18 protein-coding genes are annotated in these 17,871 nt (G+C 52.8%); 9 read left to right on the forward strand and 9 right to left on the reverse strand.

The genetic code is table 11. The annotated features are described in order from the left end of the window. Positions 1–2: 2 nt before the first annotated feature. Positions 3–1,319: a tyrosine-type recombinase/integrase gene (locus OGV38_RS21815; protein WP_213748761.1), complete on the reverse strand. Its 1,317-nt coding sequence runs from the start codon at positions 1,317–1,319 to the stop codon at positions 3–5. 195 nt (positions 1,320–1,514) lie between these two features. On the opposite strand from OGV38_RS21815, the gene OGV38_RS21820 reads away from it, so the two are divergent. Then, a complete protein-coding gene (locus OGV38_RS21820) occupies positions 1,515–1,748 on the forward strand; it encodes a hypothetical protein (RefSeq protein ID WP_286474969.1) in 234 nt (77 codons plus the stop codon). Positions 1,749–2,024: 276 nt separating this feature from the next. Here OGV38_RS21820 and OGV38_RS21825 read toward each other — a convergent pair whose 3' ends face one another. Continuing rightward, positions 2,025–2,456, reverse strand: coding sequence for a hypothetical protein (locus OGV38_RS21825; RefSeq protein WP_181627500.1), 432 nt, complete (start codon positions 2,454–2,456; stop codon positions 2,025–2,027). Positions 2,457–2,949: 493 nt separating this feature from the next. Between OGV38_RS21825 and OGV38_RS21830 the strand changes: the two genes are divergently transcribed. From OGV38_RS21830 to OGV38_RS21840, 3 genes are read left to right on the forward strand one after another with little or no spacing between them, the layout of a single operon-like run. Beyond that, positions 2,950–3,432 (forward strand): Hcp family type VI secretion system effector, encoded by a 483-nt coding sequence (locus OGV38_RS21830; protein ID WP_101701232.1) that lies wholly within the window; start codon positions 2,950–2,952, stop codon positions 3,430–3,432. After that, positions 3,429–3,908 carry a DUF2778 domain-containing protein gene (locus OGV38_RS21835; RefSeq protein WP_269518947.1) on the forward strand — a complete coding sequence of 160 codons (480 nt, stop codon included), beginning with the start codon at positions 3,429–3,431 and terminating at the stop codon, positions 3,906–3,908. The genes OGV38_RS21830 and OGV38_RS21835 overlap by 4 nt, the downstream gene beginning before the upstream one ends. Next, positions 3,908–4,174, forward strand: a complete 267-nt coding sequence (locus OGV38_RS21840) for a hypothetical protein (RefSeq protein ID WP_016154576.1) — start codon at positions 3,908–3,910, stop codon at positions 4,172–4,174. The genes OGV38_RS21835 and OGV38_RS21840 overlap by 1 nt, the downstream gene beginning before the upstream one ends. A gap of 482 nt (positions 4,175–4,656) precedes the next feature. On the opposite strand, the gene OGV38_RS21845 is transcribed toward OGV38_RS21840, so the two are convergent. The 5 genes from OGV38_RS21845 to OGV38_RS21865 form a co-directional block, all read right to left on the reverse strand. Further along, the gene (locus OGV38_RS21845) at positions 4,657–4,980 is read right to left on the reverse strand and encodes a DUF1889 family protein (protein ID WP_071524484.1); all 324 of its coding nucleotides are present in this window, start codon (positions 4,978–4,980) and stop codon (positions 4,657–4,659) included. A gap of 113 nt (positions 4,981–5,093) precedes the next feature. Continuing rightward, positions 5,094–6,905 (reverse strand): diol dehydratase reactivase subunit alpha, encoded by a 1,812-nt coding sequence (locus tag OGV38_RS21850; RefSeq protein WP_286474979.1) that lies wholly within the window; start codon positions 6,903–6,905, stop codon positions 5,094–5,096. Positions 6,906–6,915: 10 nt separating this feature from the next. Then, positions 6,916–7,344: a diol dehydratase small subunit gene (locus tag OGV38_RS21855; RefSeq protein WP_047358662.1), complete on the reverse strand. Its 429-nt coding sequence runs from the start codon at positions 7,342–7,344 to the stop codon at positions 6,916–6,918. Between the two features lie 2 nt (positions 7,345–7,346). After that, positions 7,347–7,931, reverse strand: coding sequence for a propanediol/glycerol family dehydratase medium subunit (locus tag OGV38_RS21860; RefSeq protein WP_016154579.1), 585 nt, complete (start codon positions 7,929–7,931; stop codon positions 7,347–7,349). An 11-nt stretch (positions 7,932–7,942) separates the two neighbouring features. Continuing rightward, positions 7,943–9,610 carry a propanediol/glycerol family dehydratase large subunit gene (locus OGV38_RS21865; RefSeq protein WP_016154580.1) on the reverse strand — a complete coding sequence of 556 codons (1,668 nt, stop codon included), beginning with the start codon at positions 9,608–9,610 and terminating at the stop codon, positions 7,943–7,945. A gap of 391 nt (positions 9,611–10,001) precedes the next feature. Between OGV38_RS21865 and OGV38_RS21870 the strand changes: the two genes are divergently transcribed. Genes OGV38_RS21870 through OGV38_RS21885 form a run of 4 tightly spaced genes read left to right on the forward strand, consistent with a single transcriptional unit; the run spans position 10,002 to position 12,517 of the window. Then, positions 10,002–10,430: a GlcG/HbpS family heme-binding protein gene (locus OGV38_RS21870; protein WP_003828504.1), complete on the forward strand. Its 429-nt coding sequence runs from the start codon at positions 10,002–10,004 to the stop codon at positions 10,428–10,430. Positions 10,431–10,452: 22 nt separating this feature from the next. Further along, the gene (dhaT, locus tag OGV38_RS21875) at positions 10,453–11,616 is read left to right on the forward strand and encodes a 1,3-propanediol dehydrogenase (RefSeq protein ID WP_053389288.1); all 1,164 of its coding nucleotides are present in this window, start codon (positions 10,453–10,455) and stop codon (positions 11,614–11,616) included. 16 nt (positions 11,617–11,632) lie between these two features. Beyond that, positions 11,633–11,986: a glycerol dehydratase reactivase beta/small subunit family protein gene (locus OGV38_RS21880; protein ID WP_049040240.1), complete on the forward strand. Its 354-nt coding sequence runs from the start codon at positions 11,633–11,635 to the stop codon at positions 11,984–11,986. Next, positions 11,987–12,517 (forward strand): cob(I)yrinic acid a,c-diamide adenosyltransferase, encoded by a 531-nt coding sequence (locus OGV38_RS21885; RefSeq protein WP_286474984.1) that lies wholly within the window; start codon positions 11,987–11,989, stop codon positions 12,515–12,517. Here the strand turns inward: OGV38_RS21885 and dhaR are convergent. Continuing rightward, positions 12,495–14,420: a dihydroxyacetone kinase operon transcriptional regulator DhaR gene (gene dhaR, locus OGV38_RS21890; RefSeq protein ID WP_286474987.1), complete on the reverse strand. Its 1,926-nt coding sequence runs from the start codon at positions 14,418–14,420 to the stop codon at positions 12,495–12,497. The two genes, OGV38_RS21885 and dhaR, sit on opposite strands and share 23 nt — an antisense overlap. A 92-nt stretch (positions 14,421–14,512) precedes the next feature. Next, entirely contained in the window at positions 14,513–15,610 is a 1,098-nt protein-coding gene (locus OGV38_RS21895) for a glycerol dehydrogenase (RefSeq protein ID WP_016154586.1), read from the reverse strand. A 561-nt stretch (positions 15,611–16,171) separates the two neighbouring features. On the opposite strand from OGV38_RS21895, the gene OGV38_RS21900 reads away from it, so the two are divergent. Continuing rightward, positions 16,172–17,830 carry a glycerone kinase gene (locus tag OGV38_RS21900; RefSeq protein ID WP_269518960.1) on the forward strand — a complete coding sequence of 553 codons (1,659 nt, stop codon included), beginning with the start codon at positions 16,172–16,174 and terminating at the stop codon, positions 17,828–17,830. Positions 17,831–17,871: the final 41 nt, after the last annotated feature.

Raw genomic sequence — 17,871 nt, forward strand, 5'->3', positions numbered from 1 at the left:
TCTTACCTCCGCCCAAACAAGTTAACAACGTTGTTTTCCTGCTGCCGTTGATAGTTATTAACCCGATCTTCCCAGATCTCAAGCGCCCTGCGCTTTTCAGTCAGATAATCATAGCGGTCATAGTGTTTCGAGCTGACGTCATTTAAAGCGTGATTCTGAATACGGTCACGGATCTCTTTACTGATCCCCGCCTCCCCCATCAGCGTTTTACAGGTCCGGCGTAAATCTCGCGCCGTGAAAACTTTAAACTCAGGATTAAAAGCACGGAAATACATGATGGAACGGGCCAGGCTATCGGTACGTACCGGGCGCTCACCGTTGGTTGATAGCGGGAAAATATAGGGACTGTTACTTTCCTTAGTCAGCTCTTTCACTGAGGCTAATTCCTGTAATGCCGATTCAGTCAGCGGGATCAGGTGCTCACGCTTGTTTTTCGATACATCGGCTATGACCAGTAATGTCTTTTGCTGCCAGTCAATTGCACTCCATTGGCTGGCAATCATTTCAAATGGACGCTGCCCGCCAACATAAACGCAAAAGCGGATTAAATGCTGCATCAGCGGCCCAACATTAGTGGCTTCTGCGAACTGCTCCATGACAACACGCAGCTCTTCCAACGTTAACCATGTATCCCCCACCTTTTCTGCCGAAGACTGCTTCGGTATGGCCGAGACCGGGTTAACCTCAAGGCCGAACGTAATACCCACACTGGTATTCATCGGATCATTATCAGCTTTCAGACCGTAGTTGAATGCCGCCATCAGGTAAGAACGGACTCGGTTTGCATGGACCACCGCATCACGTTGGATAATGCCAGACAAGATCGTTTTGATCTGTAAGGGCGTGACATCCTTCGCTTTGGTTTCGCGAGGAATAACTGAATAGCACTCTTTTTCAAGACGCTTCAGGACATCGGCCCACGTCCGCTTGTTGTCGAGCTTCATCTTGTTAACGTAGCCATGCACCAGTTCTTCAAACGATCCTTGAGAACGATGGATCTGCATGATGTGCTGTTCGGCCAAGCGCTGTTGCTCAAGCTCTTGCTGGGGCTCTTTTCCTTCAACAAGCCAGGCACCATACTTTTTCGCCAGCTCATTGGCCGTCACCAGTTTCATCTCAGGCCAGATACCCAACTGGATGAACTTCTCTTTCTTCCCTTTCTCAACGTAATAACGGAAATAAAAAACTTTGCTGCCTGAAGGCTGAACCTTAACACCAAGCCTGCCGGTACCACGTTGAGCGCTGTTGCTCCACACGTAATACGCAGTGCTTTTTGTCTTCAATCCACGTATAGCAGTCTCGGTAAGATTAGCGGCCATGAGTTTACCTTTCTGAGGATAAGCGTTACCTGACCCGATGCCCATTTCGGGTCAGGTAACGGGTCAGGTAAGGATAGTACAATGGGGAAATGAGAGAACCAATCAGAAACAAAAACAACTTTATAACTGATTGATTATAGACAATTAAAAACACAAACAGAGACAATAGCGAACAATTAAAAACATGCCAATTTTATGACTCATAATCGCTTGGTCGCTGGTTCAAGTCCAGCAGGGGCCACCAAACACAGCAAGGGCTGGCGAGTAATCGTCGGCCCTTTTGTTTTTTCCGGGGATATGCTGGGGATATTCCAGAAAGGTAACCATGGTGATTTATGGTTATTTTATGACCGCCCACCATATCTACAGCATTTCTTGCTTAGTGCCATTCGCAAAACGTTAACATTTGCATACATTGACGATGTGTGAAGCTGGTGGACGAACTCCACGCATAAGCCCGCCCGCATCATATAAAAAAGGCTGGCACGTCTTTTTGCGTACCTTGCGTACCCAGTTTTTCACTGCGCAATCTGATGAATAGCGTTTCTGATGTTTGTCGCGCTGCCAGCGAATGGCCCGTGTAACCCTGGCATTTCTAAGCATGAGAATGGCTCTTTGAACCTTAACATTTCTTAACATCTGGCTTGCCCCGGCGCAAGCTAATGGCTCGTAAAACCTTAGGAATTCTTAGGGGCTGGCTGGCGGTCACAAACGCCGCAAACCCTTTGCATTTGCACCCGCCAGGCGGTATGCGTCGATCAGTTTTTCGCGTTTTACCGACTCCGAATTCGCAGTTTTTTTTGCGCAGTTTTGCGTAGTTTTTTTTTGCGAATTCGCAGTTTGTTTATCTTTGGCATCGTCTTTCTTTTCTCCGTGCCGTCTTAACTTACCTGCTCCGGGTAACGTCGGCAAAATATTTTGCTCAGTACCCGGCGCAATATCCCGGCGCACGCCGTCGAACTCAAAAAGTACCGCTGCGGGATAGAAATCATCTCGAGCACTTGCGACAACAAACACACGTCTGCGTCGTTGGGCCACTTCCGAAAAATTGAAGATTACCCGCCGCCGGGAGAAGGAAAACCGCAGGAGCGGAAAAGGAAACCGGGCGATCAGTGGCGGCTCACGTCTGAGTGCCACGTTAATTAATAAAACAGGTTAATAATTATTAAAATAACCTAAAATGCAGATAATCAATATCCGATAGATAACAAACAATATCGAACAAATAATTTACATTACCCTGAATGATTTCATCGGTTTATCTCGGTGCGCAATCCATTCAAATATTCTATCATTACATTGAGCTGTTCCCGATTGGCGGCCAGCATCTCACCAGAAAGTGAACCACATAAAAATCCATGATAATGGACAAAGAAAAATGCTTCAGAATTTAAAGATCACTTATATTCTTCCAGTTTTTTAAATTCCAAATTATCGCATTTATGAATTTTTTATGTTTCTCGATTTCAATATTCTCCATTATACTTTCCTTTCATTTATTTTTTATATAAATCCAAATAACACATTCACATATATGTTATTTACCAGCTTACAATAAAATTATTTTAGACATACTAGCGGCTTAGGTTATAGGATTTAGTCACCTCATTAACTAAAAGGCGTTTATATAATGGCTATTCCTGCATATTTATTTTTAAAAGACGACGGCGGCGCGGATATCAAAGGTTCAGTTGATGTCCAGGATAGAGAGGGAAGCATAGAGATTCTATCTTTTGGTCATAGTCTGCATATTCCGACAGACAGCAGAACCGGAAAACTCACCGGCACCAGGCAACATGCCCCCCTTAACTTTCAAAAAGAGTTCGACTCTTCCAGCCCGTATCTTTACAAGGCTATTGCCACCGGGCAGACACTTAAAAGCGCAGAATTTAAATGGTACAGAATTAACGACGCCGGGCAAGAAGTTGAATACTTCAACATGTTGCTTGAGAACGTGAAGATCGTCAGCTCCGCGCCGCATATGCTCGATATCAAAAACCCGGCGACCGAAAAACATAATCATCTTGAAAACGTAGCCATGCGGTATGAGCGGATTACCTGGAAATACTGTGATGGCAACATTCAGTTTTCTGATGCGTGGAATGAAAGATGATCCGGTGCACCTTCCATCTTAATGGCGGGCAGCTATCTACATTAAGTTGCCCGGGCGTGGGTTTCTTCCCGGCGTACTCAGGAAATGCAGGGCCACACAGGAATAACCCTGCCTCGATTACAGTAGTAAAAAAAGGGCCATTGCCGCCCGGTCTTTACTACATTGTGACGCGCCAAAGAGGCGGACTTCACTCCCGCTGGCGGGATATGGTGCACGGCTTAGAGAGCGGCTCAGATCGCGATCTATGGTTTGCGCTTTATCGCCAGGATAGCCAAATTGATGATATCTCATTCATAGACGGTGTTGAGCGGGGTAACTTCCGTTTACATCCTGCGGGTAAATCGGGCATTAGTGATGGCTGCATTACGCTACCCAGCCATTCAGATTACGCGATCTTACTTGAGGCTTTATTAAGCACACCATCAGTTATGGTTACGGCTCAATTAAAAGCGTTCGGCACAATACAGGTGTACTGATGAAACCGGCCACACATGTTTTTTTATGGCTTTCTGAACTGCTCGCCCTGACAGTGGTTTACACCCTGCTTTGTTACTTCATCCCTGATGAAGAGTTTATGGCGTGGTATGAGGAAAACTACGGATTCATACAGGAAGCGCACTGGAATGACGGATTTTCACTGATTCTGTATTTTCTGGCTATAGCCATCACTACGTTTGCGATCTGGTTTATTGCTGCTGCCAGACAAAGGAAGTGGAAAAAATCACAGGGTGAAAACACATGACGTTTACGTGTCCAGGCTCTGCCAACGTATTACCTTGTGATTCGAACATGACCACCTGACAGGTTGCTACAGCGGAAATACACCACAAACGCGCCGAAGTTATTGGGCGCGTTTTTATTACCTGTAACTTTTAACGCTCCACAATCCACACTCAAAAATCACAAAAATTACTGTATATAAAAAAGTGTCCACCTGTTCACCTTTTTGATTTTTATTATATTTATCATGAAATTAAGTGGTTAACATCCACTTCAGCCACGTCGATAATGTCCAGCTTGTTCGCTAAGACCAAATCAACTGAACCAGACTGATAGCGCTCTACCTGTTTGCACCGAAATGTGAAATGAGTAACAAGAAAAACAAGTCAGGCAGGGACGGAAAGTGTTTCACGTGATAAGGCGAGAACATGCGAAAGGCAACCCCCTCTGGACGTCGCCATCCAGAGATGGAAACGTCCGTTAGAGTTTGATTCGATAGTCAGCTCAAACTAGCTCTTTGAGCTGCTCCTGCATATAAGTTGAAAAATACTCTGGGTTCTTGATAAGGATGCGGTTACCGGAGGCCACTTTTTCTGCCCATCCGGCCACTTTTTTCGTGAACTCGGGATTCCATCCCTCCTGCTCACCCCGTGCCATCACAGCTTCTGGACTTGCTGGCACACCTAAGTCATGCAAATACTTTAAGATTCCCTTAGCGGTACTTTCATCCATTGAATGGGGTACTGACGCCGAAGTGTTCATACCACCAATAAAATCCAATGCTTTCTCAATTGCTGTTGGCATGCTCTTATCCTTAAAATTAACCACGTGAGAGACACATTTATACTATGTACCCAACTCCGCCGGGATATCAAAGAGAACATCACCTTTATTTGATTTACCCCGCAGCTAAACGCTTGCGGCGGCTGTTTTCTGCACGATTAATTCGCTATCCCAGCCAAAACCAGCCCAGTCGCTACCGCATTACGCGGCCCTTCGGTACCACGGATGTTGCCCTGTCCGGCAACCACGCCGTAATGCGCCAGCGCGTCGGTGATCATCTGCGGGATTTCGAAATCCAGCGAGGAGCCGCCCACCAGCACCACAAAAGTCATATCACGAATAGAGCCGCCGGGTGACACCTGGCGTAAAGCGCGCAGGCAGTTGGTCACAAAAACTTTCTCTTTGGCCTGTCGGCGCACCAACCGAATTTTTTCCAGCGAGGTCTGGTTATCTACGGGGATCAGCTCGCCGTTTTTCAGATAAACGACTTTGGCAAACACTGACGGACTGAGCGGTTCGCGAAAAAACTCCACCGCGCCGTTCTCGTGGCGAATGCTGAACAGGCTCTCCACTTTTGCCAGCGGGTATTTTTTAATTTCCTCCGCCAGAAACGGATCGCTTAAGCCCAGCTCGGTTTGAATCAACAGGCTGACCATATTCCCCGCGCCAGCCAGATGGACCGCTTTCACTACGCCATCGCTATTGATAATGGCGGCATCGGTGGAGCCTGCGCCTAAATCGAGGATCGCCAGCGGTGCAGCACATCCGGGCGTTGTTAACGCACCGGCGACAGCCATGTTGGCCTCCACGCCGCCGACTTCAACCGGGATGTTTAACCGGGCGCTCAGCTCACTGGCGATGGCCTGCATCTGTAAGCGATCGGATTTCACCATCGCCGCAATGCCAACGGCGTTCTCCATTGAACACTCCCCGGCAATACCGCCCTGCACCTTGCAGGGAATAAACGTATCCACCGCCAACAGATCCTGAATATACACCGCGTTCATGTCGTGACCGGTCAGCGAGGCCATCACCTTACGCACCCGCTCCAGCATGCCGCCTGCATGCGTACCTGCTTCACCACGAATATCGCACACGGGCGCACAGGTGCTCATCGCCTGCATAATGGCCTGTGCGCCTTGCGCTACGTCGGCTTCACCGCCACGCTTTTCGCCGCGGATAAAGATCTTACCCGCCGGGATCACCCTTGAGCGCACATCACCCTGCGGGGTTTTCAGCACCACGGCGGAACGGTTGCCAATTAGCGCCCTGGCGATGGGGACGATAGTTTGCGTTTCCTCGGGCGTCAGTGTAAAGAAGGTCGCGATGCCGTAAGGATTCGACAGCACTCGCACCACCTGTCCTGGGGCCGCCACTTCCACCGCCGCCAGCACACCTTCCGGTACCTTCTCCAGCAGGGTGACTTCATCTACCACCGGCATTGTTCGACGCAGACGATTGTTCACCAGCACGCCATCATCTTTTTTCAGGATCGCCGCCACCACGTTGACGCCGCGATCCAGCGCCTCATTGATAAACCAAACCGCCTCGAGGAAATCCCTCTCCTCACCGACCAGCGGGATCCAGCCCTGGGTAAACCGATCTTCACTCAACGCCGCCAGCTTCTCCACGGCGATGGTGGTTCCCATTCCCACGCCAACGCCGCCGGGCGTTTGCGGGTTATGCCCAATCATTGTTGATTCGGTAATGATGGTTTCAGTGATGGTTTCCATCGCCACATCGCCAATCACCGGTGCCGCCTCGTTGATGCAGATTTTCGCCACGTCCTGAAGCGACCACGGGGTGTTATTCAGCGCCTGCTGCAGGGAGGCCACCACCCCGGCAATATTGTCCCGTGTGCCTTTCATACCGGTCGTAGCGACAATCCCGCTGGCGATAAACCGGCCATGCTGCGCCAACGCCACTTCGGTGGTGGCGTTGCCGATATCAATCCCTGCAATTAACGGCATACAACCTCCGTCACTGGCTGCCTTTACGCAGCTTGTTTCTCTGCAGATACACCTCTGCCGACTCGCGGACAAACCCGGCGTTCACCGTGGCATGCCAGGTATGTTCCAGTTCATCGGCAATGGCCTGAAGCTCGGCGAACGAAGAACGAAACGGCCGCAGCGCGTTGTAAATTTCAAGAATACGGGCATCCGGGATTGCTATAAGCTCCGCCGCACGACGGAAATTACGCGCCACGGCGTGACGCTGCATCTGTTCGGCAATCTGCGCCTGGTACTCCAGCGTTTGCTGAGAAATACGCACATCCTGCGGACCTACACGGCCCGCCAGCACATTCTCAAGGGTAATCTCGGTTAGCGGTTTGCCGGTAGGAGTCTGGATTTTCTCCGGGCAGCGGGTTGCTAATGGATAATCCTGCGCGGTCATGATGTTGTCGTTCATGGTCATTCCCTTACGAGTGCAATATGCAGCGTGACAGGCGCAGCATCCTGCACCACGTGTTTGGTTTCTTTGATATGAAACAGCGCGGCCTTGGCCATAAATTTGGGGCGTACCATCTGGTCATTAACCACTGGCACTGGCGAAGGCGACTCTTTACGTGCATAGCGCGCGGCGTTTTTACCAATCTGGCGATAGGTTTCCAGCGTCAGCAGCGGAGCCTGAGAGAACAGCTCAAGGTTGCTCAGAGGCAGCAGATCGCGCTGATGAATCACCGTGGTTCCTTTCGACTGGATACCAATCCCGATGCCAGAACCGCTGAGATTTGCCGCATCCCATGCCATAAATGAAACATCCGAGGTGCGCAGAATCCTCACCACCCGTGCATGCAGCCCCTCTTCTTCAATGCCGGCAACCAGCTCTTTCAAAATCGCTTTGTGCGGCATATCAATCAGTGTTTTATGCTGATACTTATCAAAGGCGGGACCGACGCCTATCACGACTTCATCCACGCGTTCGTCCGCTTTAGCCGCCTCGCCTTCGCTCACCTGCAAGGTGAAAACCGGCTTACGTTCAGTTGTGCATTCCACTGTGTACCGCCTTATTCGATCGAGCCGGGCTGAACCACGCCCGCAATATTTTTAATTTCCGCCCAACGTTCGGCAGAGATGCGATAGCCGGTGCCGGGTCCCTGATAGTCGTTGATGTCATTAACGGCGCTGACGACGTCGAACTGACGATCCAGAATGGCCGACGTTTGCAGGTAATCACCAGTAACACGCTGCCTCAGCATGTTGAGGATATTGCTGGCGATGTCTTCGAAGCCGCTGGAACTCAACGCGCCGACGATATCCAGCCCGGTGATATTGCGCTTCATCATCTCTTCCACGGCAGCCAAATCTTCCACCACATTGCGCGCGGGCATATCTTTGCTGCCGTGAGCGTAAGTGGCGGCCTCCACCTCTTCATCGCTAATCAGCGGCAGACCCAGTTCGCGGAACACCGCCTGAATGGCGCGCGCGGCCTTATTGCGGATGGCGATTGTTTCCTCTTCCGTGACCGGACGCAGGCCCCCGTCAACCATCAGATCGCGTTGCAGAATGTTGTAATCATCGAAGTCTTCAGCGTCGAAGTTCGACCCGGCAAACATGTTGTCGTAGTTCGGTACCGCGCTATAGCCAGAGAAGATAAAGTCGGTGCCCGGCAGCATCTGCATCAGGGTGCGGGCAGTACGACGAATATCGGAGTGGGAAAAGGTCTGGTCATTGGCGGAGGCCACTTCAAGGTCGAGCATCGAGGCAATCAGGTTTTCCGCCAGCACCGCGCGAATCCCCGACGGCACAGCGCCGGTCATGCCGATACAGCTGACCGCGCCGTTTTGTAACCCCTGTACGCCCGCACCTTTGGTGATAAAAATGCAACGCGACTCCAGGTAAAGCATCGATTTACTTTCGGAATAGCCCATCAGCGCTTCCGAGCCGGTGCCGGAGGTGTAGCGCATCTTCAGGCCACGAGAAGCATACGCCGAGGCAAGAAACGCTTTTGACCACGGCGTATCATCGCCATCGGTAAACACCGACTCCGTGCCATATACCGACACCGTTTCGGCGTAGCTGGTTAGCCCGCGCATTCCCAGTTCCAGCTCCGTGGCCTCTTCAACGGAGCATTGCGTCAGCACGCCGGGGCGACCGCATTGGGACCCCACCAGCAGCGCCAGGGCGTTAAACGGCGCATAGCGGGCGATCCCGACCGTTGTTTCCTGTTCGGAAAAGCCACGGATCCCCGCTTCAGCAGCGTCGGCAGCAATCTGTACCGGGTTATCTTTCAGGTTGGTCACGTGGCACTGATTGGAGGGGGTGCGTCTGGCGCGCATTTTTTGCAGCGCCATCATCATCTCCACCACGTTCATTTGCGCCATCACCTCCACCGCTTTCGCCGGGGTGATGGCAGTCGTAATGGCAATGATCTCTTCCCGACTGACGTGGATATCCACCAGCATTCTGGCGATCTCCAGCGCGTCGAGCTGCATGGCGCGCTCGGCCTCGGGCACGTTAATCGCGTAATCGGCAATGAACCGGTCAATCATGTCGAACTCGGCGCGGCTCTTGCCGTCCAGCTCAACAATACGACCATTTTCCACCTTCACCGACGAAGCCGGATCGTAAGGGCTTTCCATTGCGATCAGCCCCTCTTCAGGCCATTCGCCAATTAGCCCATCCTGATTTACAGGCCGCTGGGCAAGCACTTCGAATCGTTTTGATCTTCTCATAGTTTATGGACTCAAAAGATAAAAAATAGGGACGCCGGGCCGTATTGCCGGGGACACAACACCCGGCATTCGCCTTTCATCAGCAATAGCCGAACTCTAAATGAGCAGGACAATAAAAAAATAAAATTAATTTCGTTCCAATTTGGTACGTAATAAAAACCCATCGTTTCATATTGAAACGCGGCTCAGGAATATTCGCCGTGAATTGTGACGAGGTTAAATGATCATTATCAATAAACGCCACAACAGGAAACTGAACGTAATGTTTTTGAAATTCCCACCCTATTGACTTAATAACGTGGGGCGAGAAAATAAGATAAAGCCAATGATAAAAATAGCTGTTGCGCGATATTTTCGTGACCTCAGCCCTACAACCTTTTCAGGAGAGACTGTGAATAAGAGCCAACAAATCGCCACCATTACGCTGGCGGCTGCAAAGAAAATGGCGCAGGCCGTCGAGGCTAAAGCGCTTGAAATCAACGTTCCGGTGGTGTTTTCCGTGGTGGATCACGGCGGGAACACGCTGCTAATGCAACGTATGGACGACGCGTTTGTCACCAGCTGTGATATCTCTCTTAATAAAGCGTATACCGCCTGCTGCCTGCGACAGGGTACCCATGAAATTACCGATGCGGTACAACCAGGTGCCTCTCTATATGGCTTGCAGCTCACCAATCAACAACGAATTGTTATTTTTGGCGGCGGTTTGCCTGTCATATTAAACGGCAAATTAATCGGTGCCGTTGGCGTAAGTGGCGGTACCGTCGAACAAGACAGATTATTAGCAGAAACCGCATTGAATTGTTTCTCTGAATTATAATTTAAATCTAAGAAGGTATATTATGAGCTATCGTATGTTTGATTACCTGGTGCCAAATGTGAACTTCTTTGGCCCCAATGCTATTTCCGTGGTCGGCGAACGCTGTAAACTGTTGGGCGGTAAAAAAGCGCTGCTGGTCACTGATAAAGGTCTGCGGGCGATTAAAGACGGCGCGGTAGATAAAACCCTCACACATCTGCGTGAAGCCGGTATTGACGTCGTGGTTTTTGACGGCGTTGAGCCAAACCCCAAAGACACCAACGTGCGCGACGGCCTGGAGGTCTTTCGCAAAGAGCATTGCGACATCATCGTTACCGTTGGCGGCGGTAGCCCGCATGACTGCGGTAAAGGCATCGGTATCGCGGCGACTCACGAAGGGGATCTCTACAGCTATGCCGGGATTGAAACCCTGACCAACCCGCTGCCGCCGATCGTTGCGGTGAATACCACCGCCGGGACCGCCAGCGAAGTCACCCGCCACTGCGTGCTGACCAATACCAAAACCAAAGTGAAGTTTGTGATTGTCAGCTGGCGCAACCTGCCGTCGGTCTCCATTAACGATCCGCTGCTGATGCTCGGCAAGCCAGCCCCACTGACTGCGGCCACCGGGATGGACGCCCTGACCCACGCCGTGGAAGCCTACATTTCCAAAGATGCCAACCCGGTCACCGACGCTGCCGCTATCCAGGCGATCCGCCTGATCTCCCGTAACTTGCGTCAGGCCGTGGCGCTGGGCAGCAACCTGAAAGCTCGCGAGAACATGGCCTACGCCTCCCTGCTGGCGGGTATGGCCTTCAACAACGCCAACCTCGGCTACGTTCACGCGATGGCGCATCAGCTTGGCGGTCTTTACGACATGCCGCACGGCGTGGCGAATGCCGTACTGCTGCCGCACGTAGCGCGCTATAACCTGATCGCTAACCCGGAAAAATTTGCCGACATCGCAGAGTTTATGGGCGAAAACACGGACGGACTCTCCACCATGGATGCCGCCGAGCTGGCCATTCATGCTATTGCCCGCCTCTCCGCCGACATCGGTATTCCGCAGCATCTGCGCGATCTGGGCGTCAAAGAAGCCGATTTCCCGTATATGGCGGAAATGGCGCTGAAGGACGGCAACGCCTTCTCAAACCCGCGCAAAGGGAACGAGAAAGAAATTGCCGAGATCTTCCGTCAGGCATTCTGATAACGCAGGGGGCGCAATGTCACTTTCATCACCGGGCGTACATCTATTTTATCACTCACGCTGGCAGGGTACTCGCGTGCTTGATGAGCTGTGCTGGGGGCTGGAAGAGCAAGGCGTTCCCTGCCGGGCAATCTGTTGCGACGATCATGACTGCGCGCTGGCGCTCGGCAAACTGGCGGCCAAAAGTTCGACGCTGCGCGTGGGTCTCGGTCTCAACGCCACCGGTGATATTGCCTTAACCCATGCCCAGTTGCCCGAGGATCGGGCGCTGGTCTGCGGGCATACCCGCGCCGGGACAGCACAGATCCGCACGCTCGGCGCCAATGCCGGTCAACTGGTTAAAGTTCTTCCCTTCAGCGAGATAAAATAAATGTACCGCATCTATACCCGAACCGGTGATAACGGCACGACCGCGCTGTTTGGCGGCAGCCGTATCGATAAAGACGACATCCGCGTTGAGGCCTACGGCACGGTGGATGAACTGATTTCCCAGCTTGGCGTCTGCTATGCCAGCACGCGCCAGGCCGGGCTACGCCAGGAATTGCACGCTATGCAGAAGATGCTGTTCGTACTGGGGGCGGAACTCGCCAGCGATCAGAAAGGACTAACACGCTTAAAACAGCGTATTGGCGAAGAGGATATTCAGGCGCTGGAGCAGCTTATTGACCGCAATATGGCGCAAAGCGGCCCGCTCAAAGAGTTTGTTATTCCGGGGAAAAATCTGGCATCGGCACAGCTGCACGTTGCGCGAACCCTGACGCGTCGGCTGGAGCGGATCCTCATCGCGATGGGCAGAACGCTGACGTTACGCGATGAGGCCAGGCGTTATATCAACCGGCTGTCGGATGCGCTGTTCTCGATGGCCAGAATCGAAGAAACTACTCCAGATGTTTGCGCTTAAACTGGCTGGCATCAATGTCGTACTGCTTCATCTTACGCCACAAGGTGGTGCGACCAATATTCAGCAGTTGCGACATCTCCTGAACACGCCCACTGGTCACGCGAGCGGCATGGATAATCGCCTCTTTCTCGATGGCGGTAAAGGTCAGGCTGGCGGGCAGCAGTGAAGACGCCGTTTCCAGACCAGGACGCTCGGCAAACAGATAATCCGGCAGATTGCTCAGCCGAATATGGCCGTTATCGCTGCTGATGGCGATGTTTTCAATAATGCTGTTCAGCTCAAAATCATTACCCGGCCACGAATAGGCCACCAGTTGTGCCAACGCGTCGTCGTCGATCTTCAGGCTGGATGAAAAGCGTTTTTTCAGGCTATTCAACCGCGTATAAATCAGCGATGGAATACTGTTACGCCGCGCCCGCAGCGGCGGGATTACGATCTCAAAAGAGTGCAGCGCGTAATACAACTGACGGCTAAAGCGGTTTTGCTCCACCAGATTAGCGAGATCAACCGTGGTGGTGGCGATCACTTTGACGTCCACCGGAATCAGCCGCCGGGCATCCAGGCGGGTTAAAACGCCCTGCTTAATCACCTGCAGCAACGCGGATTGTAACTCCGGCGCCAGATATTCAATTTTTTCCAGAAACGGCGTGCCGCCGTTCGCCAGTTCAAGACGGCTCAGCCGACCGTTTTCATCATCAGTGGGCGCACTGCCCATAAAATCCTGCCCCAGTACGCTGTTGGCATACAACTGGCAGTTCACGGCGATATACGGCCCGCTGGCGCGTTCGCTTTCATTGTGAATGGCCTGACTCAGTAGCTCTTTACCGACGCCCTCTTCCCCGCACAGCAGGATCGGGAAACTTCCCCTCGCCGCCTGACGACCAAAGTGGATCAAACGTCGGGTTTCTGGATCGTCTGTCGACATCTGCTCAAAGGTGTGGCTCACCTTGCCGAGCTGGCTGGTCATCAGTTGACGCATTTGCTCCACCGGATGCAGCAGCAGGATAAAGCTGTTGCCCTGCTCTTCAACAATCGGTTTCAGGGTGATGACGGCATCAACAAACTGGTGCTGGCTTTCAAAGGTGACTTCGACATGATTCAGGCCGCGGGCATGTTTGATCGCCCGACGCAGCAACATGGGGAGATTGAGCAGGTCGTTAATATTCTTCCCCTGGCTGGCCTGCGCGTCGAGATGCAAAAGCAGCGCCGCGCGCGCATTGAGGAACTGCAATACGCCCTGTTCGTTCCAGGCCATCACGCCATCATCCATACTCTCCAGCAGCCCGTACATCTGGTTCAGATGGCGGTTGGATTCAGCCAGCAGGCTGTCAGTCAGCAATGAGTTGCCGACTTCTCTGGCAATCGCCAGCGTCAGGGATAAATCAGAAACGCACTCATGCTCTACCAGACAGCACAGCGAGATGGAGCCAAACAGTCGACCATGGTTATCGAATACTGGCGTAGAGCAGAACGACCACGGATGCAACGCCTGTTTAAAGTGCTGATCGCCAGAGGTTTTTGTCGGTTGCCCCGGCATCGTCGCCAGCGACAACGCGCAGCTGCCAATAATGCTTTCCGCACAGTAACTGCCGTCGCGAAAACCGAGCTCCGCCAGTTGCTCCACCGTCTGCGGATCGCCGCAACGGCTGAGAATACAGGCTGATTCATCCAGAATTAACAGCGCGCACGGACGGCCGTCCATAAACTCCCAGGCATCTTCCAGCGCGGCCTGAGCAATCGTCAGCAGCGCCGTTTTGCGACGACAGATCGACTCAAAGGTCAGGCCCTGCGCCTGATGCGGCGCCTGCCAGGTTTCCCGCTGCATAAACTTGCTGCAACGATGCCATGACTGGGCAATGACCGAAGAGACTTCCTTCCCAATGTCCTGAGTGTGCGTCGTCATATCCCTTTCCGCTGTTTTACCATAGACAACCCCTCCGGCAGAGACTGTCAGAGGGGGGAGAAGATGCCGGATAAAAACTTACCGACGACTGATTAACGCGCCAGCCACTGCTGTCCCAGCAGGTCTGCCGTCAGAATCGCGGCATGTACGCTTTCAGGCGTCACCGGGAACGGCATATTGTGGATGGTTTCACCTTCCGCGCAGGTCGCTTTGGCCACGGCCATGATCTTGCCGTCAATGTCGTCTTTCACGCCCATTTCCGCTAACGTTACCGGCAGGCCTACTTTCTGACAGAAATTCAGCACGGTTTCGATCTCTTCCATCGGGCTGTTTTGCAGCACCAGCTGCGCCAGCGTACCAAAGGCGACTTTTTCACCGTGGTACAAATGGTGGCACTCTTCCAGAATCGTAAAACCGTTGTGGATAGCATGCGCCCCTGCAAGACCGCTGCTTTCAAAGCCGATGCCGCTGAGGTAAGTGTTCGCTTCGACAATACGCTCCAGAGCATCGGTCACCACGCCAGCCTGCGCGGCAAAGCGTGCCTTTTCGCCTTCCGCCAGCAGGGTATCATAGCACAGGCGCGCCAGGCTCAGCGCCGCTACGGTGGACTGTCCGCCCGCCATGCTGGTCGCTCTGGCGTCATAACAGGCTTTCGCTTCAAACCAGGTTGAGAGCGCATCGCCCATCCCGGCCACCAGCAGACGTACCGGCGCTTTGGCAATGATTGCGGTGTCCATCACCACCATATCCGGGTTTTTCGGGTAGATCAGATACTCTTCAAACTCACCGGCTTCGGTATAGATGACCGACAGCGCGCTGGTTGGCGCATCGGTAGAGGCGATAGTCGGGATCACCACCACCGGTAGCTTCTGGTAGTAACCAATCGCTTTGGCGGTATCCAACGTTTTCCCGCCGCCAATCCCAACCACGCCGCGGCAACCGTGCTGTTTCAAAATGGCAATCAGGCGATTAATTTCAATATGGCTGCATTCACCGTTGAAGCGTTCCGCGTGGCAGCTAATGTCGTGGCTGTGCAGGCCATTGAGTACCTTCTCTCCCGCCAGCTTCATCACGAAGTCATCCGCAATCACGAAAAAGCTGTCCGCCAGATTTTTAGCGTATTGACCAAATAAGGTGGAAGCGTCAGGGCCCTGGAGATATTTGGCTGGAGATTGAATAACTTTTAGCATTCCTTTCATCCTCAAATAAGTACATGTTTTTACATGGTGAGCCCTGGCGTTAACCTGTTTGGCCTGTTGCTGTCGGCAAAAACAGGAGGTACCGGAGCGATGCAATAACTGTATGGCGAGGCGTGAACAAAAAAATCTTTCGTCATTTTGTTCTGATATGAAACAGATAAAAACGACGCACGTTCCATTCTGGAACGCTTATCCACAAAAATGATAAGGTTTGCGATCCCGATCCGTACATTTACCCCCAAATCTCCGGCAAACACGAAGCTCAGTTCCTCTTTTACTCATGCAGTTGAATTAAAACCGGCAAAAAAAGGCTGGCTGCGCCGTATGAGCGGCGCTGATCGCAGGAGAAAAAAGTCGAGCGAGCTCGCATTATGATCATTCCCCGCTTTTTTAAGTTTCATTTCGGAACAAAAAATAGCATCAACGTTCCGTAATGAAACTCATTTTAGCGTTGTTTTTTTCCACGCTGACTTCGCCAGAATCTCTTCATTGCCTCCGCACCATGATCCTACATTCGGGGGTTTGTCTTTCACTCAACCTCGAGGAGCCGTTATGTCTCAATTCTTTTTTAACCAACGCACCTATCTCGTGAGCGACGTCATCGACGGGGCGATTATCGCCAGCCCATGGAATAACCTGGCGCGTCTGGAAAGCGATCCGGCCATTCGCATCGTGGTCCGTCGTGACCTTAATAAAAATAACGTAGCGGTCATTTCCGGCGGCGGTTCGGGACACGAACCCGCGCACGTTGGGTTTATCGGTAAAGGCATGCTAACCGCTGCGGTCTGCGGCGACGTTTTCGCCTCCCCGAGCGTGGATGCAGTACTGACCGCCATTCAGGCGGTGACCGGTGAGGCTGGCTGTCTGTTGATTGTGAAAAACTACACCGGTGACCGTCTTAATTTCGGTCTCGCCGCCGAGAAGGCGCGCCGCCTTGGCTATAACGTTGAAATGCTGATTGTCGGCGACGACATCTCCCTGCCGGATAACAAACACCCACGTGGCATTGCGGGAACTATCCTGGTGCATAAAATCGCAGGCTATTTTGCCGAACGCGGCTATAACCTCGCCACCGTCCTGCGTGAAGCGCAGTACGCAGCCAGCAACACCTTTAGCCTGGGCGTAGCGCTTTCCAGCTGTCATCTGCCGCAAGAAACCGACGCAGCCCCTCGTCATCATCCGGGTCATGCGGAGCTGGGTATGGGCATTCACGGCGAACCAGGCGCATCGGTTATCGACACCCAAAACAGTGCGCAAGTGGTGAACCTGATGGTGGATAAACTGCTGGCCGCCCTGCCTGAAACCGGTCGTCTGGCGGTGATGATTAATAATCTTGGCGGCGTTTCCGTGGCCGAAATGGCCATCATCACCCGCGAACTCGCCAGCAGCCCGCTGCACTCGCGTATCGACTGGCTAATTGGCCCGGCCTCGCTGGTCACCGCGCTGGATATGAAAGGCTTCTCACTGACGGCCATCGTGCTGGAAGAGAGCATCGAAAAAGCACTGCTCACCGAAGTGGAAACCAGCAACTGGCCGACGCCGGTCCCACCGCGTGAAATCAGCTGCGTAGCGTCATCTCAGCGTAGCGCCCGCGTGGAATTCCAGCCTTCGGCAAACGCCCTGGTGGCCGGGATTGTGGAGCTGGTCACCGCAACCCTTTCCGATCTGGAGACTCATCTGAATGCGCTGGACGCCAAAGTCGGCGATGGCGATACCGGTTCGACCTTTGCCGCCGGCGCGCGTGAAATTGCCAGCCTGCTGCATCGCCAGCAACTGCCGCTGGATAACCTTGCCACGCTGTTCGCGCTGATTGGCGAACGTCTGACCGTGGTGATGGGCGGTTCCAGCGGTGTGCTGATGTCAATCTTCTTTACCGCCGCCGGGCAGAAACTGGAACAGGGCGCTAACGTTGTCGAAGCGCTAAATACGGGGCTGGCGCAGATGAAGTTCTACGGCGGCGCAGACGAAGGCGATCGCACGATGATTGATGCGCTGCAACCGGCCCTGACCTCGCTGCTCACACAGCCGAAAAATCTGCAGGCCGCATTCGACGCCGCGCAAGCGGGAGCCGAACGAACCTGTTTGTCGAGCAAAGCCAATGCGGGTCGCGCATCGTATCTGAGCAGCGAAAGCCTGCTCGGAAACATGGACCCCGGCGCGCACGCCGTAGCGATGGTGTTTAAAGCGCTGGCGGAGAGTGAGCTGGGCTAAGATGTAACAAGGAGCGCTTCTCAGGTATTTACTGCCTGATA

It is taken from the genome of Citrobacter sp. Cb080 (assembly GCF_030334745.1).
GTDB lineage: Bacteria > Pseudomonadota > Gammaproteobacteria > Enterobacterales > Enterobacteriaceae > Citrobacter > Citrobacter braakii.